This is a genomic window from Tepidicaulis marinus (assembly GCF_000739695.1).
GTDB lineage: Bacteria > Pseudomonadota > Alphaproteobacteria > Parvibaculales > Parvibaculaceae > Tepidicaulis > Tepidicaulis marinus.
The window spans coordinates 1-24,223 of the sequence record NZ_BBIO01000022.1 but is presented as its reverse complement, the minus strand read 5'-3'; the positions used below and the strand labels follow the sequence as shown (position 1 = coordinate 24,223).

The 24,223-nt window shown below is 62.3% G+C and carries 19 protein-coding genes; 11 read left to right on the top strand and 8 right to left on the bottom strand.

The genetic code is table 11. The features are described 5' to 3' along the window. The first annotated feature begins 106 nt into the window (after positions 1-106). The 5 genes from M2A_RS15555 to M2A_RS17605 are packed head-to-tail and all read left to right on the top strand — an operon-like array spanning position 107 to position 6,276. A complete protein-coding gene (locus M2A_RS15555) occupies positions 107-2,215 on the top strand; it encodes a hypothetical protein (protein ID WP_156101786.1) in 2,109 nt (702 codons plus the stop codon). Positions 2,216-2,228: 13 nt separating this feature from the next. Then, a complete protein-coding gene (locus M2A_RS15550; RefSeq protein WP_045449390.1) occupies positions 2,229-3,422 on the top strand; it encodes a hypothetical protein in 1,194 nt (397 codons plus the stop codon). Positions 3,423-3,458: 36 nt separating this feature from the next. Beyond that, positions 3,459-4,025 (top strand): RNA polymerase sigma factor, encoded by a 567-nt coding sequence (locus M2A_RS15545; RefSeq protein WP_045449389.1) that lies wholly within the window; start codon positions 3,459-3,461, stop codon positions 4,023-4,025. Next, a complete protein-coding gene (locus M2A_RS15540) occupies positions 4,022-4,636 on the top strand; it encodes a hypothetical protein (protein WP_045449388.1) in 615 nt (204 codons plus the stop codon). Before M2A_RS15545 ends, M2A_RS15540 begins: the two co-directional genes overlap by 4 nt. Beyond that, entirely contained in the window at positions 4,633-6,276 is a 1,644-nt protein-coding gene (locus M2A_RS17605) for a S8 family serine peptidase (RefSeq protein ID WP_052379550.1), read from the top strand. Before M2A_RS15540 ends, M2A_RS17605 begins: the two co-directional genes overlap by 4 nt. 4 nt (positions 6,277-6,280) lie before the next feature. On the opposite strand, the gene M2A_RS15530 is transcribed toward M2A_RS17605, so the two are convergent. The 5 genes from M2A_RS15530 to M2A_RS15510 all read right to left on the bottom strand — a co-directional run bounded on the left by M2A_RS15530 (position 6,281) and on the right by M2A_RS15510 (position 13,643). Continuing rightward, positions 6,281-7,201: an acyl-CoA thioesterase gene (locus M2A_RS15530; protein ID WP_045449385.1), complete on the bottom strand. Its 921-nt coding sequence runs from the start codon at positions 7,199-7,201 to the stop codon at positions 6,281-6,283. Positions 7,202-7,264: 63 nt separating this feature from the next. Next, on the bottom strand, positions 7,265-9,949 hold the full coding sequence (locus tag M2A_RS15525; protein WP_081875684.1) for a glycosyltransferase family 2 protein: 2,685 nt from the start codon (positions 9,947-9,949) through the stop codon (positions 7,265-7,267). Between the two features lie 163 nt (positions 9,950-10,112). Continuing rightward, the gene (locus tag M2A_RS17600; RefSeq protein WP_052379549.1) at positions 10,113-11,750 is read right to left on the bottom strand and encodes a sensor histidine kinase; all 1,638 of its coding nucleotides are present in this window, start codon (positions 11,748-11,750) and stop codon (positions 10,113-10,115) included. Between the two features lie 107 nt (positions 11,751-11,857). Further along, on the bottom strand, positions 11,858-12,970 hold the full coding sequence (locus M2A_RS15515) for a carboxylesterase family protein (protein WP_045449382.1): 1,113 nt from the start codon (positions 12,968-12,970) through the stop codon (positions 11,858-11,860). Between the two features lie 55 nt (positions 12,971-13,025). Beyond that, positions 13,026-13,643 carry a TetR family transcriptional regulator gene (locus tag M2A_RS15510; RefSeq protein WP_045449380.1) on the bottom strand — a complete coding sequence of 206 codons (618 nt, stop codon included), beginning with the start codon at positions 13,641-13,643 and terminating at the stop codon, positions 13,026-13,028. Positions 13,644-13,817: 174 nt separating this feature from the next. Here M2A_RS15510 and M2A_RS15505 point away from each other — a divergent pair, with 174 nt between their 5' ends. Further along, positions 13,818-15,017, top strand: coding sequence for an efflux RND transporter periplasmic adaptor subunit (locus M2A_RS15505; RefSeq protein WP_045449378.1), 1,200 nt, complete (start codon positions 13,818-13,820; stop codon positions 15,015-15,017). After that, a complete protein-coding gene (locus M2A_RS15500; protein WP_045449375.1) occupies positions 15,014-18,115 on the top strand; it encodes an efflux RND transporter permease subunit in 3,102 nt (1,033 codons plus the stop codon). Before M2A_RS15505 ends, M2A_RS15500 begins: the two co-directional genes overlap by 4 nt. On the opposite strand, the gene M2A_RS15495 is transcribed toward M2A_RS15500, so the two are convergent. Then, complete coding sequence (locus M2A_RS15495; protein WP_045449373.1) at positions 18,108-18,719, bottom strand: TetR/AcrR family transcriptional regulator; 612 nt, start codon at positions 18,717-18,719, stop codon at positions 18,108-18,110. The genes M2A_RS15500 and M2A_RS15495 overlap by 8 nt on opposite strands. A gap of 181 nt (positions 18,720-18,900) precedes the next feature. Between M2A_RS15495 and M2A_RS15490 the strand changes: the two genes are divergently transcribed. Both M2A_RS15490 and M2A_RS15485 read left to right on the top strand, forming a co-directional pair. Then, complete coding sequence (locus M2A_RS15490; protein ID WP_081875683.1) at positions 18,901-19,407, top strand: TspO/MBR family protein; 507 nt, start codon at positions 18,901-18,903, stop codon at positions 19,405-19,407. Between the two features lie 141 nt (positions 19,408-19,548). After that, a complete protein-coding gene (locus M2A_RS15485) occupies positions 19,549-20,010 on the top strand; it encodes an NUDIX hydrolase (RefSeq protein WP_045449368.1) in 462 nt (153 codons plus the stop codon). Between the two features lie 50 nt (positions 20,011-20,060). Here the strand turns inward: M2A_RS15485 and M2A_RS15480 are convergent, their stop codons facing one another. Beyond that, the gene (locus M2A_RS15480; protein ID WP_369384824.1) at positions 20,061-21,581 is read right to left on the bottom strand and encodes an inorganic phosphate transporter; all 1,521 of its coding nucleotides are present in this window, start codon (positions 21,579-21,581) and stop codon (positions 20,061-20,063) included. A 183-nt stretch (positions 21,582-21,764) separates the two neighbouring features. After that, positions 21,765-22,577, bottom strand: coding sequence for an acyl-CoA thioesterase (locus M2A_RS15475; RefSeq protein WP_045449367.1), 813 nt, complete (start codon positions 22,575-22,577; stop codon positions 21,765-21,767). Between the two features lie 167 nt (positions 22,578-22,744). On the opposite strand from M2A_RS15475, the gene M2A_RS15470 reads away from it, so the two are divergent. Together M2A_RS15470 and M2A_RS15465 are read left to right on the top strand one after the other, a co-directional pair. Beyond that, positions 22,745-23,572, top strand: a complete 828-nt coding sequence (locus M2A_RS15470) for a cyclase family protein (protein ID WP_052379547.1) — start codon at positions 22,745-22,747, stop codon at positions 23,570-23,572. A gap of 27 nt (positions 23,573-23,599) precedes the next feature. After that, positions 23,600-24,223, top strand: a 624-nt coding sequence (locus tag M2A_RS15465) for an MgtC/SapB family protein (protein ID WP_197052966.1), incomplete at its 3' end; no start/stop codon positions are given.

Here is a 24,223-nt window from a genome sequence, read left to right as displayed (position 1 = left end):
TACTCCCTGCGCCCGCCTGCGCCGATAGAGTAGTTTTGCTCCATTCACCTTTGGGCTCCTGTGAACGACAAACAAACCGAGCGCGTAACAGGGGGTGAGCGGATTTGTGAGCGAGTTGTATGAGCGCACGGGACGGAAAGGGCTGATTTTCCGGAAAAACCGGGCCAAAGCGGCGCTGATAGGCGTGTCCCTTCTTTTCTTTTCGGGGCAGGCGATGGCGGAGGGGACGCAGCTTGCTCCGCCGCAAGCGGGCACTGTCTACGCGCCGGACGAGCCGCTGCGCTTTGCGCTCTCCGCCGATGTCATTTCAAATTTTCAGGGCCGCTTCGCGCTGGAGATCGACCGGGTGGATGTTTCCGATCTCCTGTCGATCTCCGGCAGCGGCCTTGTTTACGCGCCGGTCTCCCCGCTCACGTCCGGCACGCACACGCTGCGGCTTTATGAACTGCGTAAGGATGAGCCCCCGCTTGTGCTGGGGGAATGGGAGGTGGAAGTGGGCGGCCCGCAGGGCGCCGGCCCGGAAGGTGAAGGTGCCTCCCCGCTCGACCTGACGCTTGTGGGCCAGGTGGATGTGGAAGCCCGGCGCCGCCTTGCCAGCAACAATCTCACCCGTTCCTCCGATCCGACTGCGCTCTCGGGCGCTGCGCAGCTGGCGCTTGAGGCGCAGCAGGGCCGGGTTTCGGTCAGCTTTTCGGGCAATGCGTTTTTGGAATCGGAAAAAGCGCTCTCGCTGACGGGCAATGTGCTCGATGCGGGCGAATATCTTGCCGATATCGTCGTCGGCGATGAGGAAGGGGCGGGCGGTCTGAAGGCGGGCCTGCGTCTTGGTCATCATGGCCCCGCCACGGGTTCGCTTATCATGTCGAATTATTTCCGCCGCGGCGTTTCCGCCTGGGTCTCGGGTTTTGATGGCGGGCTTGAAGCCTCCGCTTTTTCCGTTGCCGATGAAGCGCTGGTTGGCGGGCGCGATCCTTTGGGCCAGCAGTCGCGCTCGGGCCATTTGCGCGGTTTCACGCTCGGCACCGGCGCGCTCGATCTCGGCCCTGGCACGGTGAAACTTTCCGGCATTTATTATACGGGCGAGGAAGCGCAGGATTTTTCCGTCACCCCGCTCGGGGAAGGGGAAGAAGCTTTGAGCACGGCAGGCGAAGGGGACGGCTGGTCGGGCCGTCTTGAAACCCGCTGGCTGGACGGGCGCTTGATGCTGGCGGGCGAACATGCCCGCTCCAACCTCGATGAGGACGGCCAGGGCGCTCTTGCCGAAGAAAGCGCCTCGGCGACGCTCCTCAGCGCCTCTTACGATGTGCTGCGCGGCACCTCCTGGGGCGATGATCCGGTCTCGCTGATCGTGGGCGCGGACTGGTACGAGATCGACACGTTCTTCGGCAGTCTCGGTAATCCGGGCGTGGCAGCGGATAAGGAAGGGGCGAGCGCCTTCGCCCAGCTCCAATCGGGCGGCATGTCGCTCAACTTTTCCGCCCGTGATGAAACCAACAATGTGGACGGGCTGGCGGGCCTGCCGACCGAGCGGCTGCGTTTTCTCTCTTTGAGCGGCACCTATTATCCGCAGATCGAGCGGGAGAATGAGGAGGAGCTTGCCTGGCTTGGCGAGCCCTATCTCACATTCGGCGCATCGGGCGGGCGCATCGACCGGGACAAAACGCCGATTGGCTATCAGGGTCCCGATACGGATAACGACACCTGGACCGTTTATGGCGGGATCGGCTCTTACTACGGACCTTGGAGCTGGGGGCTGACCCAGACCCACAGTGTTTATGAAGACCGCACCGATGCGCTTTCCGATACGCGCAACGACTTGACCGACATTTCCGCTTCCTGGGCGGTGAGTGACCGGCTGAACCTGACGAGCGGACTGCAATTCGGCATTTATGAAGAACGGCAAAGCGCCCGCACCAGCCGCCAGGTGAACTGGCTGGCCAATATCGATGCGGAAATCATTCCCGGCACGCTTAACGGCGCGCTGAACTATAATTTGAACCTTCTGACCGGCGGCGGCGACACACCTGACAGAAACGTTCTGTCCGGCGAGCTGGAATGGATCCTGGAAGAGGCGAGCGAGACGCGGCCTCGTCTATCCCTTGCTTTGCGCGGCGCGGTGGAGACGAATAATGGCTATACAGCACCAACCGACAATGAATCGCGATATGAAACCTATGCGGTCTTCCGCATCCAGGCCCCTGTCCGTTACCGCTAAGGCGGGCGGTTTTGTGCTGCGCGCGCTTTTGGGCGCGCTCGTCGTCCTGGCTCTGCTCGGCACGCGCGCCGAGGCGGAAGTGACGAGCGTGAGCGCCGCGGCACTGCCTGCCGCCGTGCCCGCAACGGGCGGCGGCGCGGTGACTGTCAACTGGACGGTGCAGCGCCTCGGCCCCCGCACCGGCGGCCAGCCGAGCACGGTGCGTTCCGCCCAGGCGGAAATCTGGGCGGGCGGCAACCGCATTGCCGTGCTGCCCGGCTTGCTTCAGCAAGTCTCCAATCCCCCCGTCGGCACGCCGGAAACCTTGAGTTTCAGTGAAACGCTGATGATCACCCCGGCAATCGCCCGGCAGATCGCCCGGGCAAGCGGGCCGGCTTTGATCGTGCGGGAATTTACCGATGTAGGCACGGCGCCTGCGGTCGGCGCCTTCGGCTCGGCGGCAAGCGGCAATGCCGCGCTCAGCGTCAGCGGTAATGCGCAAGGCGCGCTTTCGCTCCGGCGCATCGAGCTTTCCTTCGAGGATGGCAGCCGCACGGGTATTTTCAACACGGGCGCGGGCCCGCGTGTCGTGGCCGAGATCGCTTATACCTCCTCGGGCATTCTGGAAGCGGAATGGCGCGCGGCGCGCGTTGAAGGCGGCGGCAATTTCGAGCGCAGCCTCGGCATCGTGCGCCAGCAGCTTTCAAGCGCCGGGCGCGGCCAGGTGCGCCTTCTCAGCCCGAAACTTCCCGATGACATGGCCGGCCTTTATGAAGTGCGCCTTGTGGTGCGCCGCCCGGTGCTGAATTTCGATCTGCCGCGCCTGCGCTATTACATCTCGCCGGAAGAAGGCGGACGGGTGCTGGGTGAGATTTCGCTGATCGGGCCGGATGAAGGCACGCGCGTGACGCCCGCCACGATCTTCGCCTGGGAACCTGCCGCCGGGGCCGAGGCCTATCAGGTGGAAATCTTCCCCCTTGCCCCGGATGGGGCGAGCGCGGGCATGCGGGCACCGGCTTCTGCGGAGCTTCTGCTTGGCGCCTTCGATCTCGACACGCCGCTTGCCGCCGGCAAGCTCGTGCCGGGGACGGCGAGCCGCACGAGGCTCTCCGATATCAGCTTTGCCCGACTTGAGCCGGGCGAAACCTACCGCTGGCGCGTGCGGGCCATCGATGGCGGGGGCCGCGTCATCGCCCGCTCGCCGCTGCGCTTCTTCAAGGCGCCTTGACCGGGGCTTTTGAGGCTGCTTCGGCCAGGAGGGCACATGTCCCAAAGCGAGGAAGATCGCCAACGTTTTCTCATCGCCCGTATTGCCGCGGGCGATGAGAAGGCATTTGCGGCCCTTTACGAGACGTTCGAGAAACGTCTTTTCGCTTTTATCCGCTCCAAATTGAACGATCCGAACGAAGCGGCCGACATACTCCATGAGATCTTCATGGATGTATGGCGCAAGGCCGGTAAGTTTGAAGGACGATCGAAAGTGAGCACCTGGTTGATGAGCATCGCATTTCACAAAACCGTGGACCGGCTTCGCAAGAAGAAGGGCCAGCATGTGGCGCTCGATGACGAAGCTTTCGAGATTGCCGATGAGGGCCCGGGCGCGGCGGATATTCTCCAAAGCGCGCAGGAAGCGGCCCATGTGAAAACCTGTCTCGACAAATTGCCGGATGTGCAGCGCCTCGTGCTGCATATGGCATTTTTCGAGGAGCTTTCCTACGCCCGCATCGGCGAGGTGATGGACCGCCCGGAAGGCACCATCAAGACCCGCGTCTATCATGCCAAGCAGGCCATGAAGAAATGCCTTGGCTTGCTATTGGGAGAAGCGGCATGACACGGGACCTGACACGCGAAGAAGAAGACTGGCTCGCCGCTGCCGTAATCGGCACGGCGAGCGAGGAAGAGAAGGCAGTGGCAGCGGCGCTTCTGGCGGATGAAGAAACGCGCGAGGCCGCCAAGGCCGAAGAAGCGTTTCTCAAAGCCCTCAAAAGCGGGGTGAGCGAGGGCGCGGAAGATATGATGAGCCCTGGCGCCATGGGCCTGCAGCGGCTCCTGCGCGATATCCGCGCCGAGAAGCAGGATGCCGGAAACGGTTTTTCCTTTGCCGCGTTGCCCAAAGCCGGGCGCGCTTTTGCCGTGGCCGCTTCTTTGGCGCTTGCGGTTATCACCGGCTTTACCGCCGCACGTATAACCGGAGAAGAAGGAAGTTACCGGACGGCGGGCCTCAGCGAAGCAGGCACGCTGCAGGTCATCTTCGAGCCGAGTGCCGCCGAAGGCGAAATCCGCGCGCTGCTTCTGGAGCATGATCTTGAAATCGTGGAAGGCCCCTCGGCGCTCGGCGTCTACCGGCTGGCGCAGCGGGGCGCGCAGGCGCAGGCGCTTGAAGAGCTGCGCGCCGTCCTTGCCGCCAAGGAGACGCTCATACAGTCGGTGGAAATCGAATGAGCGGAATCAGGATCATTCTTGGCGTGCTGCTTGTGGCGGTACTTTCCGCGGCCACTTTGCAGGCGCAGGAACCGCCTCGCCAAAGTGCGCCCGCGCCCGCCGGCACGCCTGCGCCGGGCACGCCTGCACCGCAGCGGGGCGGGCTCAGCCCCGCCGCCCCGCCGCCGCTGTCTCAGCCTGTATCCCCCTCGCAGCCCGCGCCTCCGCCCGCCCTGCCTTCCTTGCGCGGCTGCGCGGCGCCGGGGCAAATCCTCACCCTCACGGGCGCGGCCCTGCAGGGTGCGGCAGCGCGGGAGCGGAAGCTCGCGCTTTGGGATGGCAGCGCGCTTTTGCCGCTCGATGAGCTCAGCCGTCAGGAGGGGCAGGCCTTGGTGCGTATTCCCGCCGGTGCCGCGCTCACGCCCGGGGCGGGCTATGAGATTTTACTGCTGAAAGCCCGTACCGGTCTTTTGAGCGCGCCGTCTCATGTGCCGGCCCATATTCAAGGCGCGCAATCCGTTGCCCGGCTCACCGCCTGCGCCCGGGCGGCGGCCATAGGCTGGGGCGGGGAAGGGACGGCCCGCGATCTCATTTTGATGGTGCAGGAAGAAGAAGGCGCGCGTGTTGAAGCGCAGCTTATCGCCGATGGTTTTGACCTGCGCGAGCGCATCCTGCTTCCGGCGCTTGGCCGCGTGCTTTTTATCGTTCTGCCGAAGGAAGGTACCTCGCTTGGTGACGCGCGGGAGGAACTGCGCCGCACATTCCCTGACGCGGAAACGGACTTCAATCATCTCTACGGTCTTTCAGCAGGACCGAAACTTTTCGCGCCGGACCTGATCGGCTGGGAAAACCCGGCATGCCCGACATCAGCGGGCGCTCATGGCGCCGCGGCTTTCGGTATGATCGATGACGGCGTGAACGGCGCCCATCCGGCATTGAGCGGGGCGGCAGGTCTCACCCTTGGCGATTTTTCCGGTGAAGGCGGCGGGCAAGGCAGCGATCATGGCACGGGCATTGCCGCGCTTCTCATCGGCCAGGGAAAACCGGAGACGGGATTTCAGGGGCTTCTGCCCGGCGCGCGGCTTTATGCGGCGGATATTTTCATCGGCCCGCCGGAGGCGGCGGAGGCAAGTGCGGCGCGGTTCCTCACTGCGCTCGACTGGCTGATGGCCCGCCAGGTGCGCTATGTGAACCTTTCCCTTGCCGGGCCGCCGAACAGGCTGCTGGAAGAAGGGCTTTCTTATAGCGCGCGCCGAGGCGTGCTTTTTGTTGCCGCGGCGGGCAATGAAGGACCGGAAGCGCCGCCTGCCTATCCGGCCGCTTATGAAAGCGTGATCGCGGTAACGGCCATCGATGCGGCACGGCGGATTTACGTGAAAGCCAATCGGGGCGCCTATATCGACTTTGCCGCGCCCGGCGTCGATATCTGGCTGGCGAAAGCGCAAGGCGGCGGCAGCTATCGCTCAGGCACCTCTTATGCCGCGCCTTTCGTGCTCGTTCTTGGCGCGGTGCTCATGAGCGCGGCCCCGACAGAGGCCAAAGCCGATCCGCTTTCTTATATCCGCGGGCAGCTCAAGGCCCATGCGGAAGATTTGGGCGCGCCGGGATATGACCCGGTCTTCGGCTTCGGGCTTGTGCGGGCGTCAGAGGCCTGTTTTTAAAAGTTCAGCCGAAAACGGCAACCGATTGCCAGCCTGCGGCGGCAATCTTTCCCTCACTGTTCCAGAACCGGCTTTCCTGTGTGACATAGCCATTGGCCGCATGGAGGACGCGGGCATGGGTCAGCCACCATTGATCTTCCGTTTCAAAGGAAGGATCGAGAATATTGAGCTGCCAGGTTAACGTGGAAAGCGGGGCCGGTTTGCTCAGCATCGAAATCGCCGACGGCGGCAAGGCATCCGCCATGGCGATAAAAGCGCTTTCCTTCACGTCCGATACATCGTCCTTGTGCCGGACCCAGACGAGGTTATCCCCCTTCTCCGCGCCGCGCACCGGAAAGGCGCCATGCGACCAGTGCATATCGAAGTGCTGCGCGAAGGAAGGCGACATGCCCTCAAAAAAGGGTAGCGGATCGCTTTCTTCCGGCGCGCGCGGGGCCGGCATCGGCATTTCATCGCTGCTCAGCGCGGAAGGAAAATCCTTGGCGAAGCAGAAATGGGCGGCGGTGGCAATAGTCCCGTTCTGGCGCAGCTCCGCGCTTGCCTGCGTCACGTTGCGCTCTTCGCGCAAGACGCGCGGCGTGATCTCGAACGGCGCGTCCGGGGAGACGGGCGCAATATAGGAAATCGTCATGGAGCGCAGCGGGCGTTCTCCGCCCGTCAGCTTGCGCGCCGTGTGCAGGCAAAGCGCCGCGCCCATGCCGCCAAAGAGCGTGCGCCCTTGCAGCCAGTCGGGCGTGATCGTGCCTTCAAAGCTCTCTTGGGCGGGGGTAAGGCTGCTGAGAACGCTGGCAAAAGGCTGCATGAGCGGGGCTTTCGGATGGAATGAGACTGGCCGCGCTTTATAAGCGCCGCGCTCTGCTCCGGCAAGCAGGCGCACCGTCACGATTGAGAGGAAAGCGCCATGAAAAAGCGGCCTCTCGATCAAGAGGCCGCTTTCCCCGGCGTTAAGAAATTGAATTTGAAATGCGGTTTGCAGAAATTTATCCCGCTATTCCCCGGCGACAGGCGCCGTTACCGGCTCGCTTTCTCTTTCGCGCGCCAGGATGCTGATAATGGAGGTGAGCACCGAGGCGAGATAAGGCAGCGACTGGACGGCCAGCACCGCGACCCAGAGGCGCGAGAGCGAGTCCTGGAACATCGGGTGCAACAGAAAGGCGATACCGAGGCCCCAAAGCACGGCGAGCACGACCGCTTCATCGCGCACCTGAATGAAGATGGCGGAGAGCGCGGCGCGGTCCTCGCATTTGGGTGTGCGCACGAAAGGCCGCCCGCTCGTGAAAATGCCGATTGCAACGGCCTTGGCGACCGTATGGGTGAGCGCCAAGGCGGCAAGCGCCGCGCCGAGGCTCTGCCCGAGGCCGCAGCGCACCCGCTGCAGGTAAAGCCAGAGCGAGCGGATGAGCTTGAAAAGAAAACTGCCGATGGTCGGCACCATGAAGGCGGCAACGGGCAGCGGCATGGCTTCGGGCGACCAGAGTGCCAAGGCTGAAACGGCAATGCTCGCGGCGGTAAAGGCCAGCGCCAGCGCGTCGGCGAACCAGGGAAGCCAGCCGGCAAAGAAATAATATTTCTGCGCGGCATTGAGCCCGGCGCCGCTGCCCGGCAGGAAGGCGCGCATGTGATGCTTCATGATTTGTACCGCGCCATAGGCCCAGCGGAAGCGCTGGGTCATATAAGCGCCGAGCGTGTCCGGCGTCAGGCCTTTCCCGAAAGAGCGGTTGACGTAAACCGAGCCATAGCCTGCGCGGTAAAGTTTGAGGCCGAGCTCGGCATCCTCGCAAATGCACCATTCGGCCCAGCCGCCCACTTCATCGAGCGCGCTTTTGCGCACCATGGTCATGGTGCCGTGCTGAATGACGGCGTTATAGCGGTCGCGCAGCACCATGCCGATATGGAAAAAGCCGGCATATTCCCAATAGGTCATGGTCTTGAAAAGCGACTGGCCCGCATCGCGGTAATCCTGCGGGGCCTGCACGAAGCCGACATCGGGATCGGCAAAATGCGGACAGAGCGTTTTCAGCCAGTCGGGCGAGACCTGATAGTCGCTGTCGATAACGGCAATGACGTCCGCGTCTTCCGCCGTCTGGCTGCGCGCGAAGTTAAGAGCGCCTGCCTTGTAACCCGGCCAGGGGTCGAGATGGAAAAAGCGGAAGCGCTTGCCAAGGCGCGCGCATTCGGCCTCCACCGGTTTCCAAACCTCCGGGTCCTTGGTGTTGTTGTCGATCACCAGAACCTCGAAGTCCGGATAATCGAGCCGGGCGAGCGCGGCCAGCGTCTCGCGCACCATATGCGGCGGCTCGTTATGGATCGGCACATGAATGGAGACTTTCGGCCGGTGATCGGCATTCGGGCCGAGATGGGCGATCAGTTCCTCATGCCGTTTGCCGGTGCGGCCCCAAAGCGCTTCGACAAGCTCGACGGCCTCGGTGATCAGCACGACAAGCAGGAGCCCTTGCGCGGCAAAGAGCACCGACCAGGCAATCGTCTGACCGGGGGTAAGATAAATGCCGCTGAAACTGAGCGCCGACCAGGCAATCGCCGCCCCGCCGAGCTGCACGAGCGCGGCAAAGAAAATTTGCCCGGCCGGATGCATGTGCCGCCGTCCGAGCAGCAAAAGCACGGCGGGGATGAGCGAAAGCCCGGCGGCAATGGCCGCCCAGAAGCGCCAGTCGGTATATTCGACCACGCCGCCCGACATCGGGAATTTCGGCGCGCGCATGACGTCGTAAATGCCCCAATAGCCGCCGGCCGCGCCCTCTTCATTCGCCTTCCACGGCTGATCGAAAGCTTCCATCACATAATAAGTGATTTCCGCCTCCTTCGCCCGGTTAAGGAAGGTGCGCATGAATTTGGCTTGGTTGACGAGGGAGGGAACGGCTTCTTCTTCCAGCGTCTCCTCGCTGATGCCCGCAAAGCTCTGGCGCGGGATGATGCGCCCGCGGCTCGGCCAGCCGACTTCCGTTACCACGATGGGTTTGCCCGGGTAAGCCTTTCTCAAATCGCCGATCCGCTCGAACACATAATCGACGGCTTTATCCACGCTCACCCCTTCCCAGTAGGGCAGGATGTGCACGGCCAGATAATCGACTTCCTTGACGAGTTCGGGATGATCGAGCCAGACATGCCAGGGCTCGGCGGTGCTCACCGGCTTCCAGACGGTCTTCTTGACGCGGCGGATATAGGAAATGAGCTCGTCCACCGTCACGTCCCGGCGCAGCAAGGCTTCGTTGCCCACCACCACGCGCACCACATTGCGCCGGAAGGCGGTGGGGGTCAGGCGGGCAAGCTCCTGTTCGTTGCGCGCCTCGTTGCGCCCGATCCAGGCACCGAGCGCAACGGAAAGATCGAACTCGGCCGCGATTTCGGGAATTTTGTCGAAGCCGTAGCCCGTCTCATAGGTGCGGATGGCTTGCGCTTTGGGGCCGAGCACCTGCAGATCACGGCGGATTTCCTCCGCGCTCGGATAAAGCAGGTCTTCCGGATTCTGCCCGGCCTGAAAGGGGCTGAAGGCAAAGCCCACGATTTCGCCCGTCCAGCCTTGCGTGCTGCGCGGCTGATGGATGGCGCTCCAGACGGCGATATTGGCCGCGATCATGAGCGGCAGGACGATAAGAAGGAAAATGCCGATGCGCAGGGCGCTGGGCAGGCGGCGGGCGATGGTCTTGGGGCTCATGTCACAAGCTTCATAGCGGCAGGCCCAAATCGGGCCGCGACGGGCGCGCACTCAATGCGCAGATTATGGCGAATTTAGGTTATCCGGCTCCGCGCGGGAATAGACATGCGAAAAACGGCGCATGGGGTGATTTGTTCCCGTAAAACCGCCCCGCCGGACCGGATCAGGCGACGGCGGTCCCGCTGCCCATATCCGGCACCTCGGCCTCGCCGCCGGCCCGGCTAGGCAGGCAAATAAGAAAGCGGGTACCGATGCCCCGCGCGCTTTCCGCTTCGATCGTCCCGCCAAGGCCGCCGGTGACGATATTATAAACGATATGCAGACCAAGGCCCGAGGACCCGCGGCCCCGCTTCGTCGTGAAGAAGGGATCGAAAATGCGCTGGCGGTCCGACGGTTCAATCCCCTCGCCATTGTCCATATAGACAAGTTGGATGCCGTTTTCTGCGGCGGCGGCGGCGATCTTGATTTCGCCGCCGGTCCGGTTCTCGAACCCGTGGGTCAGTGAATTGGTGACGAGATTGGTCAGAATTTGCGAGAGCGCGCCCGGGTCCGTCACTAGGCCGATCTCTTCGTCGCAGTCGATACGGGCCGAGACGCGCGCGAGTTTGATGTGAGGGGAAAGAGAGAGCAGCACTTCTTCCAGATAGGGTTTCAGGCGGATATAGCGGCGGCGGTTTTCGCTTTGATCGGCCGCCACGCTTTTGAAGGAGCGCATGAGATCGCCGGCGCGGGCGATGTTGCGCAAGGCAAGGTCTGCAGATTCCCGGCTGGCGCTGAGCGCCTTGAGCATGCCGCTATGGGTAAGCGTGCCCTCTGCCACTTGCGTTTCCAGATCTTTCAGCACCTCTTCCAGATTGGAGGCGGAGGTGCGGGCAATGCCGAGCGGCGTGTTGACCTCATGGGAAAGCCCGGCAACGAGGCCGCCCAGCGAGGCGAGCCGTTCTTTTTCCACAAGCTGGCGCTGTGCCTGGCGCAGATCGCCAAGCGTGCTTTTCAGCCGGTTGGAGCGCTCGCCAAGCGCGCCGAGCAGCGAGGAGAGCCCGCGCGCCAGCGTGCCGAATTCGTCCCGCCTGCCCTGCAGGGGAATGGTGGCATTTTCCTCGTATTTTTCGATCCGCTCCATCGCGGCGCCGATCTGCGTCAAGGGATGCACGATAGCGCGGGACAGATAAACCCAGGCGGCGGCGGCGAAGATAAGGGCAAAAACGGCGCCGCCGAGAACCAGCATCTCCGTGGAGGAAAGAGCGCTGAGCGCGCGGTCCAGGGCGCGCAGCACCGTTTGCCGTTCCAGCTCCCTGAGCCGGCCGACCGCCGTTTCCGTTGCCGCAATGAACTGCGTTCCCCGGCCCAGTGCCTCGAAGGCCTTGGCGGTATCGGCCGTCCAGGGATTGCGCATCAATGCGATTTGCACTTCGGCGGTTTCCGCGCGCCATGTCTCGACGACCCTATCCAGTTTGCCGAGTTCTTCGGCCATCGTGCCGGGCAGCTCGCGCGCCGCCAATCGTTCCTGCGTTTCGTTGAAACGTGAGGCGGCGGTCCAGAAACGCAGAACGTTTTCCCGCTCGCCGGTCAGAAGCAGGCTGCGGATCGCGGAGATCTGGCCGATGGAGGCTTGCGCCATCTCGTCGATCTCCTGGGAGATTTCAACAAGCTCAGCAACCTGCGCCATGCTCTCGCGCAGATGCGCGAAAGTGTAGAGCGTGGCGGCAAGGCTTGCGCAGATCACGCCGGCCAGCACCGTGAAGGCGAGCAGCAGCCTGCGCGGCACGGTCCATCGCCAGTTGAGCAAAAAAGAACCCATTTCCGTCCCTTGTTCCGGCTATGAGCCTAGCCGGGACGGTCTTTGCGCAAGGTAAACGGTGGGACTTTCCGTATTGCTGGGTTAATAAGCTAGGTATTGCCTGCTTTTCAGCCCAAAAACCAATCGAGAATCCGCCCATTGGCCTCGCGCGGATAGGTGTGGGAAAGGTCCTCGATCTCATCGAGAAGGACATTGGCCCCCGCCCGGGCAAGGGCGGTTTCCGCCTCCCGCGCCATGGGGACGGGGAACATCCAGTCGAGACTGCCATGGGTGAGGCGGATGGGCAGGCCGGCGAGGCGCTCAGGGCTTGCCGCTTCTGCCAGAAGCGGATGAAAGGCGGCGGAGACGGGGGCTAGATGCGTGAAGGGCGAGCCTTCCAGAAGCCCGCTTACATAGCAGAACGTGCCGCCGTCGCTCATGCCGGTCAGCAGCATTTTTTCCTCGTCGATGGGCCAGCGGGCTTTCACGAAATCCAGAAAGCGCATGATGTTGGGTGTGTCGATGTCATCGCCCGTGAGCGCCCAGGTGTCGGTGCGGGCGGTGGGCGCAAGCACCATGAGCCCGCGCGCGCGGGCATGAAAGAGCCAGCTCCAGACAAAATCGCGCCCATGGCCGCTGCCCCCATGCAAGGCGATGATGAGCGGATATTTTTTCTCCGGCGAAAAGTCTTCGGGCACATAGAGCGAAAAGCCGCCGCGCTGGTGTTTTTCGTTTTCCCCGTGCAAAAGCCCGACATTGTCCCGCAGCGCCTGGGGGCCTGTTAGGGCGGCGGCGCGTTTTTCATCGCCCCGGTGTTCCTCATCGAGAAAGAAGCGGCTGACCGGCGGCAGGATCGTGGCCACCGGATAAAGCGCTTCGAAGGCGCGGCTCATATAGCGCAGGGCCCGGTACGTGGAAAAAACCGCATCGGGCGCGCCTTTGCGCGCGTTCTCGGCGGCGCCATGCAGTCCGTCGAATGCCTTGAGCACCGTTTCGGCGGCAAGCTCCACTTGTTCGGCAAAGCGGGTGAGATGCTGCGGCCAGTCTTGCGCCTGAAATTCTGCAAGACCCTCGCGCACCGGCGCGTCCACCGGGCCGACCGCCTCGATCAGCTCGGCAAGTTTCGGCGGATGGAGACGGCGGGCGAGAAAGGAAAGCGCGTCCATGGCATTGAGAAGCGGGGGAACGAGCGCGGTGATCGCTTCCAGCATCTCCTCTTCGCTGCCTATGTTCTCGCTCATGCTGTGTTCTCGCTCATGGTTTATCTCCCCGCGCGGCGCCCACGCGTTTTCGCGGCTACTCGCCCTTGAAGGAAGCAAAGAGCGATCTGAGGCAGGATAACCCATCGGTGCGCAGGTCGAAGCGCTCCGGGTCCTCCAGCCATTCGCGCACCATACCCTGGATCATGGTGGAGGCGGCATAAGCGGCAAGGCGCGGCGTCCAATTGCCGGCCAGCGGCGTTTGAGCGTGCGCCACTTCAAAGGCGCGGGTAAAGGTCTGCCGCATGGTGCGGTTATAAGCGACGCGGCGCTCCAGCACATCGCCGAGCGCTTCCATGCGCAAGAGAACGATGGTCTGCACGCGCCGGCGCTGCGGATCGTCGATGATGAGATTGAGCGAATCGAAGCAGGCTTTTTCGATGGCCTCGAGGGCTAAGGCCGCCTCCTCGCCGTCGCCTTCGGCAATCCGGGCGATCGTATCCTGCTGGGGAAAGCGCGTGCGCTCGATCAGTGCGTCGATAATGTCCGCCTTATTGGCAAAGTGCCAATAGACCGCGCCCCGCGTGACGCCCGCTTCCCGGGCAATCTCTTCGAGCGAGCTGGAGGCCGCGCCCTTTTCCAGGAAAACGGTTTCCGCCGCATCCAGGATTTCGGTTCGGGTCTTTTCGGCCTCTGCTTTGGTTTTCCGGACCATCTCGCGCTTTTCAGGACAGAATATTCTATGGGCTTGACAGGTGAGGGTTTAAAACATACATACATGTATGTTTGTATAAGTCAACGGGACTCCTGAGGCGTCTCACGGTTACGTTGCGTCACGAACGGATCGTGTTCTCCCCCAAACCCCAACGCATCAGGAGTCCCGCGCTTTATGGCTCCCCATCGGAAAATGTCGAAACGGACGAAATTCGCGGCGCTGCTTCTGGCCCTCCCCCTGCTTGCCGCGTGTGAGGAGGGTGCCGATCAGGCAAACGGCCCGCCCATGCCGCATGTGGACGTGCAGACGGTCAAGGCGCTCTCGCGCCCCTTGGTGATGGAATATCCAGGCCGTGTGGCGGGCTATAAATCCGTCGAAGTGCGCGCGCGTGTCGAAGGCATTCTGCTGTCGCGCGAATATCAGGAAGGCAGCGTCGTCAAGGAAGGCGATGTGCTCTTTCTCATCGATCCGGCGTCATACGAGTCCGAATTGGAAAGCGCCAAGGCCCGGCTGGGCCAGGAAAAGGCCAATCTGAAACGCGCCGAGCGGAGCTGGGAGCGTATCCGCTCGCTCCACAAGCAAGGCACGGTGAGCGCGCAGCGCCGGGACGAAGCGCTGGCGGATCTGGAAACCGCCCGCAGCCTGGTGCAGGACGCCGCCGCGAAGCTGGAAACGGCGGAGCTGAACTTAAGCTACACGACCGTGCGCGCGCCGATCACGGGTGCGACGGGCCGCGAGGAAGTCTCCGAAGGCAGCCTGATCGGCACCGGGCCCGACCGTTCGCTGCTGACCACGATGACGCAGCTCGATCCCGTTTATGTGAACTTTTCCTATGCGGCGACGGAAGCGGCCTCCTTGCGCCAGCAAATCGTTTCGGGCCGCATCGAAGAGCCGGAAAACGAGCGTTATTCGGTGCGCGTGCGTTTCGGCAGCGGCGAATATTATGCCGGGGAAGGCTATGTGGATTTCACCGACAACACGGTCGACACCTCCACGGGCACGATCCGCGCCCGCGCCATTCTCGGCAATCCGGACGGTGTGCTCGTGCCCGGCCAGTTCGTCACGCTGCTTGTCTCCGGCCTCACCATCAAAGACGCTATCGCCATTCCCAAGCGCGCGCTGATGCAGGCCGCTGACGGCGCTTATGTCTATGTCATCGGCGAGGACGATAAGGCCATCCGCCGCTCCGTGATACTGGGCGAGGAACTGGACGATCTCTGGGTGATAAAGGCAGGCCTGAAGGCGGGTGAACGCATCGTCACCGACGGTGTGGTGAAAGTGCATCCGGGCACGCAGGTCGTCATCGACAACGGGCCGGGCGCCGCCGCGCAAAAGAAAGTGGCGGAAGAGGAAAGCGGAACGGCTGTGCAATGATCGCCCGATTTTTTATCGACCGTCCCGTCTTTGCCTCCGTCCTCTCCATCATCATCGTGCTGGTCGGGCTTCTGGCCATGCGCGTGCTGCCCATCGAGCAATACCCGAATATCGTGCCGCCGCAGATCGTGGTCTCCGCGAGCTATCCGGGCGCAAGCGCCGGCGTCATTGCCGAAACCGTGGCCGCGCCCCTCGAGCAGCAGATCAACGGCGTTGAAGGCATGCTCTATATGTCTTCGACAAGTTCGAGCGCGGGCAATCTTTCCATCACCATCACCTTCGAAGTCGGCACCGATCCAGATCAGGCGACCATCGATGTGAATAACCGCGTGCAGCGCGCGCTGACGACCCTGCCCGAAGAAGTGCGCCGCCAGGCGGTGCGCGTCGATAAACGTTCGAGCTCCATTTTGGAAGTGATCACCATGTCCTCCTCGAACGAGGGGCATGACCCGATCTTCATTTCCAACTATGCGCTGCTCAATGTGGTGGATGATTTGAAGCGCGTACCGGGCGTAGGCGACGTGCGCCTTTTCGGCGCCAAGGACTATTCGATGCGCATCTGGCTGCGCCCGGATATTCTGGCGCGTTTCGAGCTGACGCCGACCGATGTCGCCGCCGCCATCCGCGAGCAGAATGCGCAGTTCGCCGCCGGGCGCTTCGGCGCCGAGCCCGTATCGAGCGAGATAGAATTCACCTATTCGGTGATCACGCCCTCGCGCCTCACGACGCCCGAGGCCTTCGGCAATATCATTCTGCGTTCCGATGAAACGGGCGCAGCCTTGCGCCTTAAAGACGTCGCCCGCATCGAGCTTGGCGCGCAGGACTATTCCTTTCAGGCGACCTATAACGGCAAGCCCTCCGTTGCCATCGGCATTTTCATGCAACCCGGCGCCAACGCGCTCGATGTGGCAGGCGCGGTCAATGCGCGCATGGATGCGCTTTCGGCCAACTTCCCCGAAGGGCTCTCTTTTGCCGTGCCCTTCGACACGACGAAATTTGTGGAAGTTTCCATCCAGGAAGTGATCATGACCTTGATCGAGGCCATCGTCCTCGTCATTGCGGTGGTCTTTCTATTCCTGCAAAGCGTGCGCGCGACGATCATTCCGCTGCTCGCCATTCCCGTTTCCATTATCGGCACCTTTGCGGGCATGTATCTGCTCGGATTTTCCATCAACCTTCTGACGCTCTTCGGCATGGTGCTCGCCATCGGCATCGTGGTGGATGATGCGATCGTGGTGCTGGAAAATTTCGAGCGCATTCTGCGCACCGAAAAGCTGAGCCCGCGCGAGGCGGCGATCAAGGCGATGAAGGAAGTGTCGGGCCCCGTCATCGCCATCGTGCTCGTGCTTTGCGCGGTCTTTGTGCCGGTCGGCTTCATGGGCGGGCTGACGGGGGGCATGTATCAGCAATTTGCGATCACCATCGCCGTCTCCGTCGCGATTTCCGGCTTCGTCGCGCTGACCTTGACGCCGACGCTCTGCGCTTTGCTCGCGGCGGATGAAACGGCAGGGCACCCGCTCTTTCATAAATTCAATGACGCTTTTGACAGACTGACCGAAGCTTATACGCGCGGTGTCGCCTGGCTTCTCAACCGGCAGGTGATTGCGGCCATCGGATTTTGCGTCGTGGCGGGGCTGACCCTGGCGCTTTTCTGGCGCGTACCCGGCAGTCTCGTTCCCAATGAAGACCAGGGTTATGTTTTCGTTCTGGGTTCGCTGCCGCCCGCTGCCTCTCTCGACCGCACGATCAAGGTCGCCAACAGCGCGACGGAGCGGCTTATGGCGCAGCGGGAAATCGATGAAGTGACGACCTTTGCCGGTTTCGATGTGACGGCAGGCGGGCAAAAGACCGACAGTCTCGTTTCCTTCGTCACCCTAAAAGACTGGTCCGAGCGCACGGACGCGGGCGAGGGGGCGGAGGAACTTGCGCCCCGTCTCGTCGGGCTCATGAGCGACATCAAGGACGCCTCGATCTTCGCGCTCAACCCGCCGCCCATTCGCGGCATGAGCACGACCGGCGGCTTCGAGCTTTACGTGCAGGACCGCTCCGGCGGCGGCCTCGAGCGTTTGCAGGAAATGGCGAACCGCTTCGTCGAAAAGGCGAATGAGCGCCCGGAGCTTGCCAAGGTTGCGACGACCTTTTCCGCCGATGTGCCGCAATACCGGCTGGACGTCGACCGGGAGAAAGCAAAAGCGCTCGGTGTGCCGCTGACGCTGATCTTCGAGACACTGCAAAGCACCGTGGGCTCGCTCTATGTGAACGATTTCACCCTTTACGGGCGCACCTTCAAGGTCAATCTGCAATCGGAAACGGCCTTCCGCCAGCGCGCGGAAGATCTGAAACAGGTCTTCGTGCGCTCGGGAAGCGGCGAGATGATCCCGGTCAACGAACTTGTCAAAGCCGAACGCATTGCCGGCGTCTCGCAGCTCGACCGCTTCAACATCTTCCCGGCTGCCAAAGTGCTGGGGTCGCCCGCCCCAGGGTATTCTTCCGGCGAAGCGCTGGCGGCCATCGATGAAGTGGCAGCGGAAGTCATCACCGGCAATTTCTCCATTGCCTGGACGGGCTCGGCCTATCAGGAAAAGATGGTGGGCTCTTCCTCTTTTCTCGCCTTCGCCATGGGCCTTCTCATGGTCTTTCTCATTCTGGCCGCGCTTTACGAGCGCTGGTCGCTGCCGCTTGCCGTCGTGCTTGCCGTGCCCTTTGCGATTTTCGGCGCCATTCTCGCGGTCTGGCTGCGCGGGCTGAATAATGACGTTTATTTCCAGATCGGCCTGGTGACGCTGATCGGGCTTTCGGCGAAGAACGCCATTCTGATCGTCGAATTCGCCCATATGAAATCGAAGGAAGGTATGGACCTTGTGGAAGCGGCCATCGAAGGCGCGCGCCTGCGTTTCCGGCCTATCGTCATGACCTCGCTCGCCTTTGTGCTGGGGGTGGTGCCGCTGGCCGTTTCAAGCGGAGCGGGGGCTGCCAGCCGTCATTCCATCGGCACCGGCGTCATCGGCGGCATGCTCGCCTCGACTTTCATCGCGACGCTCTTCGTGCCCTGGCTTTTCACATTGGTCAGCCGGAAACGGGCGAAAGAGACTATCTGACTTTCCAGATATCGAGGAAGAAGGCGACGCATTGGCGCACATGCTTGTTCACCTCCCGCTTGCTCGGCGGCTTGGCGAGGCCGAATAGCGGTTTGAACATCAGTTTGCCCTTGGTCATCTGCAAGAGCGTGTAGGTCGCCCAGGCCGGATCTTCGATGCGCAATTGCCCGGCTTTTGCCTGTTTGGCGAGATAGCTTTCGATCCATACCTCGACGGAATTTTCCGCCTTGGCGAGATAGGCCTTGGCAAGTTCCGGGTCGCGCGCGCCTTCCACGGCAAGCATGCGGTAAATGCCGATCGTTTCCTCGCGCGAGAGCACGTCCGCCATCACCTCGATAATGGCGGTCACGACCTTCTCCGGGCTCTCGCCCTTGATTTCAAGCTGGCTGAAATAGGTCGTCATTTCTTCCGTGCGCGCTTGAAGCAAGGCTTCGAGCACGTCGCGCTTGCCCTCGAAATGACTATAAACCGTGGGCTTTGCCACTTTGGCGAGGCGGGCGATTTCTTCCACGCTCGTGCCGGAATAGCCCTGCGTTGCAAAAAGATGCGCGGCGGCGTCCAGAATCTGCGTTCTTTTCTTTTTGATTGGGCCGGCGGGACTCATGGCAACTCTCGTTTTTCAGGTGCCTGATAGTGGCAACTATCTTCTGGAAAGAAAAGGCCGGAAAGACGCGCAAAAATGCAAGGCGCGCCGCCTCTGGACGCGCGGGCCAATACGTCTAACTTGTGAGGGGATATGACGCAGCGCCTGCCTGTCATGGCGGCGGAAAAAGGGGAGCGGAGGGATGAGCACAATGGAAAAGGCCGCACGCAGACAGTTGAGCCTCGGCCGGAGCCTTGCGGGCTTTGCGCTTTTCCTCGCCTCCGTCGTGCTCGTCTCGGCGCTGGGCGGCATGATGACGGCATCGAGCGTCTCCAGCTGGTATCAGACGCTGGAAAGGCCGTCCTTCAATCCGCCCGACTGGGTCTTCGCGCCCGTCTGGTCGGCGCTTTATTTGATGATGGCGCTTGCCGCCTGGCGTGTCTGGCGGATGGAGGCGGCAGGGCGCGGGGCGGCGCTCGCCCTCTTTTACGGGCAGCTTGCCGCCAATCTCGGCTGGAGCGCGATTTTCTTCGGTTTGCGCGCGCCCGGATGGGCGCTGGCCGAAATCGTGCTCTTGCTGGTGCTCATTACGCTGACCATGCGCGCCTTCTGGCGGATCGACCGCGTCGCCGGGGCGCTCTTCGTACCGTATTTGCTCTGGACCGCTTATGCTACACTGCTTAATGCCTCGATTGTGTTTTTGAATTGAAGCGGCAGCAGCTTATCTGTGGCCGGAAATGCAAGGCGGGGCTTGGGGCGGCGGCACTCATAAAGCAAAAAAGGGCATTGCCCGCAGATAAGTGATTCGCCCCGTAAGCGAGCCTCAAGCGGGCTCCAGAGTGAGGAAGTGATGGATTTGCAGGAAAACGCAAAGACGCAGGCGGATGGCGCCGGGCGTCTGCGCCAGGCAGGCGCCGTGCCTTATGCGGTAAGGGAAGGGCATGTGCTTTTTCTGCTGATCACCAGTTCGAGCGGGCGTTGGATTTTCCCCAAAGGCCATATCGAAAAGGGCGAGCAAGGTGCGGAAGCTGCCGCGCGTGAAGCGTTCGAGGAAGCCGGCGTGGTCGGGCAGGTCATGGAGGACGCGCTTGTCTGCTTCGATGTTCCGTTGGTGCGCAAGGGCACCCAGTGCGAAGGGCAGCTTTGCTTGTTCCCCATGCGCGTGGCTTATCAGGAAGACAAGTGGCCGGACCAGGGCGGGCGGCACCGGCATTGGGTGACGCTGGAAGAACTGACCGCCCTTGTCGATGACGAGCGCTATGTCGATGCGGCGCGCGCCATTGTTTCTCTGCAAAGCGTGGATGCCGGTTAGAGGCCGGGCAGCGGGCAGCCGGGTCTCAGGGCGTGTTTCTCCTGCAAGGCCTATTCGAAGACGAGGCGGAAGCAGAGATAGATGCCGCCTGCCAGAAGGCCGGCGGCGGGCACCGTGATCACCCAGGCAGCGGCAATCCCGTACATATGACGCCGGCGCACCAGGCGGCGCTTTTCTCTTTTGCGCGCGCGTTTGAGCGCCTGTTCCGGTGTCTTGTTGAGTTTTCCGGGCCAGTTTGCCGGTTTCGGCTCCTTGCTGCCGATCACCGTGGAGCGTTTGATGTCGCGGTTGATCAGAAACTCGCGCAGGAACCCGACGCCGAAAATGCCCCCGATCGCGATATGGGTGGAGCTGACCGGCAGGCCGAACGCGGAGGCGATGAGCACAGTAGTGCCCGCGGCAAGCGCCACGCAGTAAGCGCGCACCATATCCATGCGCGTGATCTTCTTACCCACGGTCTGGATAAGGCGCGGGCCGAAAAGCGCCAGGCCCGCGGCAATGCCGGTCGAGCCGATGAGCAGCACCCAGAAGGGAATACCGACCTCAGTCTGTACCCCGCCAAGACCCGGCGTCGCAACCGAGACGATGGCGGCGAGCGGCCCCACGGCGTTGGCCACGTCATTTGCCCCATGGGCAAAGGAAAGGAGACCTGCGCTTAAAATCAGCGGCAGATCGAAAAGGCTTGTCACCTGTTTGCGCTTGTTCTCGATCTGGCGCGCGCGCATGCGGATCCAGGGAATGGAAATCGCCCAGGCGGCAAAGAAACTGGCGGCGGAGACGGCGGCGATGGTCGCGCCCGACGGATGCCAGATCCGCTTGAAGCCTTTTTGCGCCATATAGGCCGCAAAGACGCCCACCATAATGGCAATGAAGAAGGGCACCCAGCGCCGCGCGGCTTCCACACGGTCCTCGCGGAAAAGCACGGTCCATTTGATGAGGCCGAGCATCCCCGCCGCAATGAGCCCGCCCAGCACCGGGGAGACGACCCAGCTTGCGGCAATGGCGCTCATCGTGCCCCAATTGACGATCTGAAAGCCTGCCGCCGTGACGCCTGCGCCGAGCACACCGCCCACAATGGAGTGTGTGGTGGAGACGGGCGCGTTGAAGAAAGTGGCAAGGTGGATCCACATCGCCGCCGAAAGCAGCGCGGCCATCATCATCAAAACGAAGTCGAGCGTGTTGTCGGCATTGGGCGGGGCAATAATGCCTTTGGAAATGGTGGAAACGACATCCCCGCCGGCCAGCACCGCGCCGGCGGCTTCGCAGATCGCGGCGATAATGAGGGCGGCCGTCATGGTCAGCGCCCGCCCGCCGACCGCCGGTCCCATATTGTTGGCGACATCGTTCGCGCCGATATTCAGCGCCATATAACCGCCGATGACACCGGCTGCGATAACGAAGAAGCGTAAGGGTATGTCGTCTTGCACGACGGCATTGGCAAAGAGCACGACGGCGACAAGGAAGAGCAGGGCAAGGCCGGGGGCCGCGAATTTACGCGCGCGCGCGTCCAATGCCTCGTCCAGCGGCGTGAGCATGCGGTCGAGGTCTTTGTTCAGGCGGTCATCGGTCACAAGATGGTCCCTTGTCAGAATTTCGGCGGGCCTTTTCTCGCCTAAGGCCTTCTCCCCCAAAGTCCGGGCGCCAGGGGCCCGGCCTCCCGTTTCGGCGCCCTTTATAACGTGACTGCCGGTCCCGGCCCAGCCCCTTCCGGGCGGGACGGGTATATGCTGGATGCCGCAGGGAAAGCGGCGCCTCTACTCGCGGATACGCAGGATGACGGACTGGCTGGCGCTCGCCATCAGCGTACCGTCTTCGGCGAAGATATGCATGCGCCCATGGGCAAAACCGCCATGCACGCCGTGAATGCGGATATCGCAGAGCACCCAATCCGTCGGCACCACTTCGCGGATGCGAATCGTATTGTCGAGACTGTTGCCGCCCGCATCTTTGCCGATTGCATTGCCGATGGCGGAGGGCACGAAATCGGCGATCACCGCGAGCGCGCTTGAATTGATCGGCAGGCCCTCGCGCATTTTCGCCCAGAGCACCACATGCCCGTCTTCGGAAAACCCGCCTTCCTTGCGCGCCGCGCCATAGCGGCCCTTGACGACGCGCACATCGATGCGCCCGTGAAGGTCGGCGCGGTCTTCCTGCCAATGGTCGACCGGCGGGCAGTCTTCGGGCCGGGCAACCTCGGGCATCGTCGCCCATTGCGCGGAAATCTCGCTCGGGCGCGCGCCGAGCGCCGCATTGACCGTGAAGATTTCCCGGTCACCCACATGGCCAACGACACGGGCCTGGGTGTTGTATTTGCCATGGACGGGCACCAGCACATCGAGATCGACGATCTCGCCTGGCCTTGCATAGGAAAGATATTGTGCCGTCGCCCAGATCGTGGGCCGGCCGGTTGTGCGCTCCATGGCCGTGATGGAGGAGGCAAGGCCCACGCCGCCGAAAAGAAAAAGATTTCCGGGCGGGCCGACGCTCAGCTTTTCTTCCACGGGAAGATAATGCCGGTGCGGATTATGGGTCGATTGCAGCTCGAAAAGATGCTCGGCGTTACTCATGGCGGTTTATCTGCACAGCTTATCTATTTTGACCGGTTGGATAGGGCGTCTAGCTATACATCTTTGCGCCCGCCCGCAAGTTGCAGCCCATACAAAGCGGCAGGGCCATTGCCCCGCCCGGCAAAGCGCCTATGCTGAAATCCAGGTTTATGGGGAGAAAACGGGATATGTCGATAAAACGGAAGTTTTTGGGATGCCTGACAGCCGGGCTGCTTGCGGGCATGGCGGGCCAGGGGGCGGATCAGGCGCGCGCGGCGGAGATCGATATTGCAAAGGCAGAGCTGATTGATCTTACTCATACATATAATGAGGACACCATTTACTGGCCGAACGCGCCCACCCGCTTTCAGCACAAGGTGCTCAGCTTCGGCCATACGGAAGGCGGCTGGTTCTATTCCGCTTACAGTTTCTGCTCGCCCGAACATGGCGGCACACATCTCGATGCGCCGATCCATTTTCATGAGGCGGGGGAAAGCGTCGATGAGGTGGCGCCGGAAAAACTCATCGGCCCGGCGGCGGTGATCGATATATCGAATAAGGCGGACGAAGATCCCGACTACCGCCTGACGGTGGAAGATGTGACGGCGTTCGAGGCAGCGCATGGGAAGATTGAAGAAGGCGCTATCGTGCTTTTGCGCACCGGCTGGAGCCGGCGCTGGCCGGATGTGAAAGCCTATCTCGGCGATGACCGGCCCGGGCGCACGGATGCGCTGCATTTTCCCAGTTTCGGGGAAGCGGCCGCCCGGCTGCTGCTTGAAGAACGCGGCGCAAAAATGATCGGGGTCGATACCGCCTCCATCGATTACGGTCAGTCGAAAGATTTCATCGTCCACCAGATTGCCGGCGCGCATAATATTTCCGGCTTGGAAAATCTCACCAACCTCGATCTTCTGCCCCCGAAAGGCGCGGTGGTGATGGCGCTGCCGATGAAGATCGGTAAAGGTTCCGGCGGGCCCGTGCGGGTGATTGTGATGATCCCTGAGGCGGCGCAATAGCGCAGTAGGGGCGCGAGAGGACGGAGAATGGACTTCATTGCCGAGCTGAGCGGGGAACTCGAAACACTGTACCGGCTGGCGTTTGCCTTGGCGCTCGGCCTTCTCATCGGCGCCGAGCGCGGCTGGGAGCGGCGCGAGGCGGGAGAGGGGCGGCGCGTTGCAGGTTTTAGAACGCACGGGCTCCTGGCACTTACCGGCGGTATTACCGCGCTTCTGGCGGAACGCTTCGGCAGCTGGGGCGCGGCCTCCTTCGGCCTGGCGCTGCTCGGCATCATGATCGTGCTCACAGCCGGTTATAGGGCAGAGACGCGCCGCCTTGAAGATGTGGGCATTACCTCTCTTGTCGCGGGTGTTCTCAGTTTTCTCTTCGGTGCGCTGGCCGGTATCGGCGAGGCGGCGATCGCCGCGCCCGCCGCCGTGCTCACCGCGCTGGTGCTCAGTTTCAAACCGGCGCTTCACCGGGGACTTGCCGCCATCAGCGAGAAGGAGCTGAAGGCGGGGCTCATACTTCTCCTCATGACGGTGGTGTTGCTGCCAATTCTGCCGAATGAGGGATATGGGCCTTACGGCGCGCTCAACCCGTTCGAAATCTGGTGGATGGTGGTGCTGATTTCGGCGATTTCCTTTGCAGGTTATCTGGCAATGAAACTC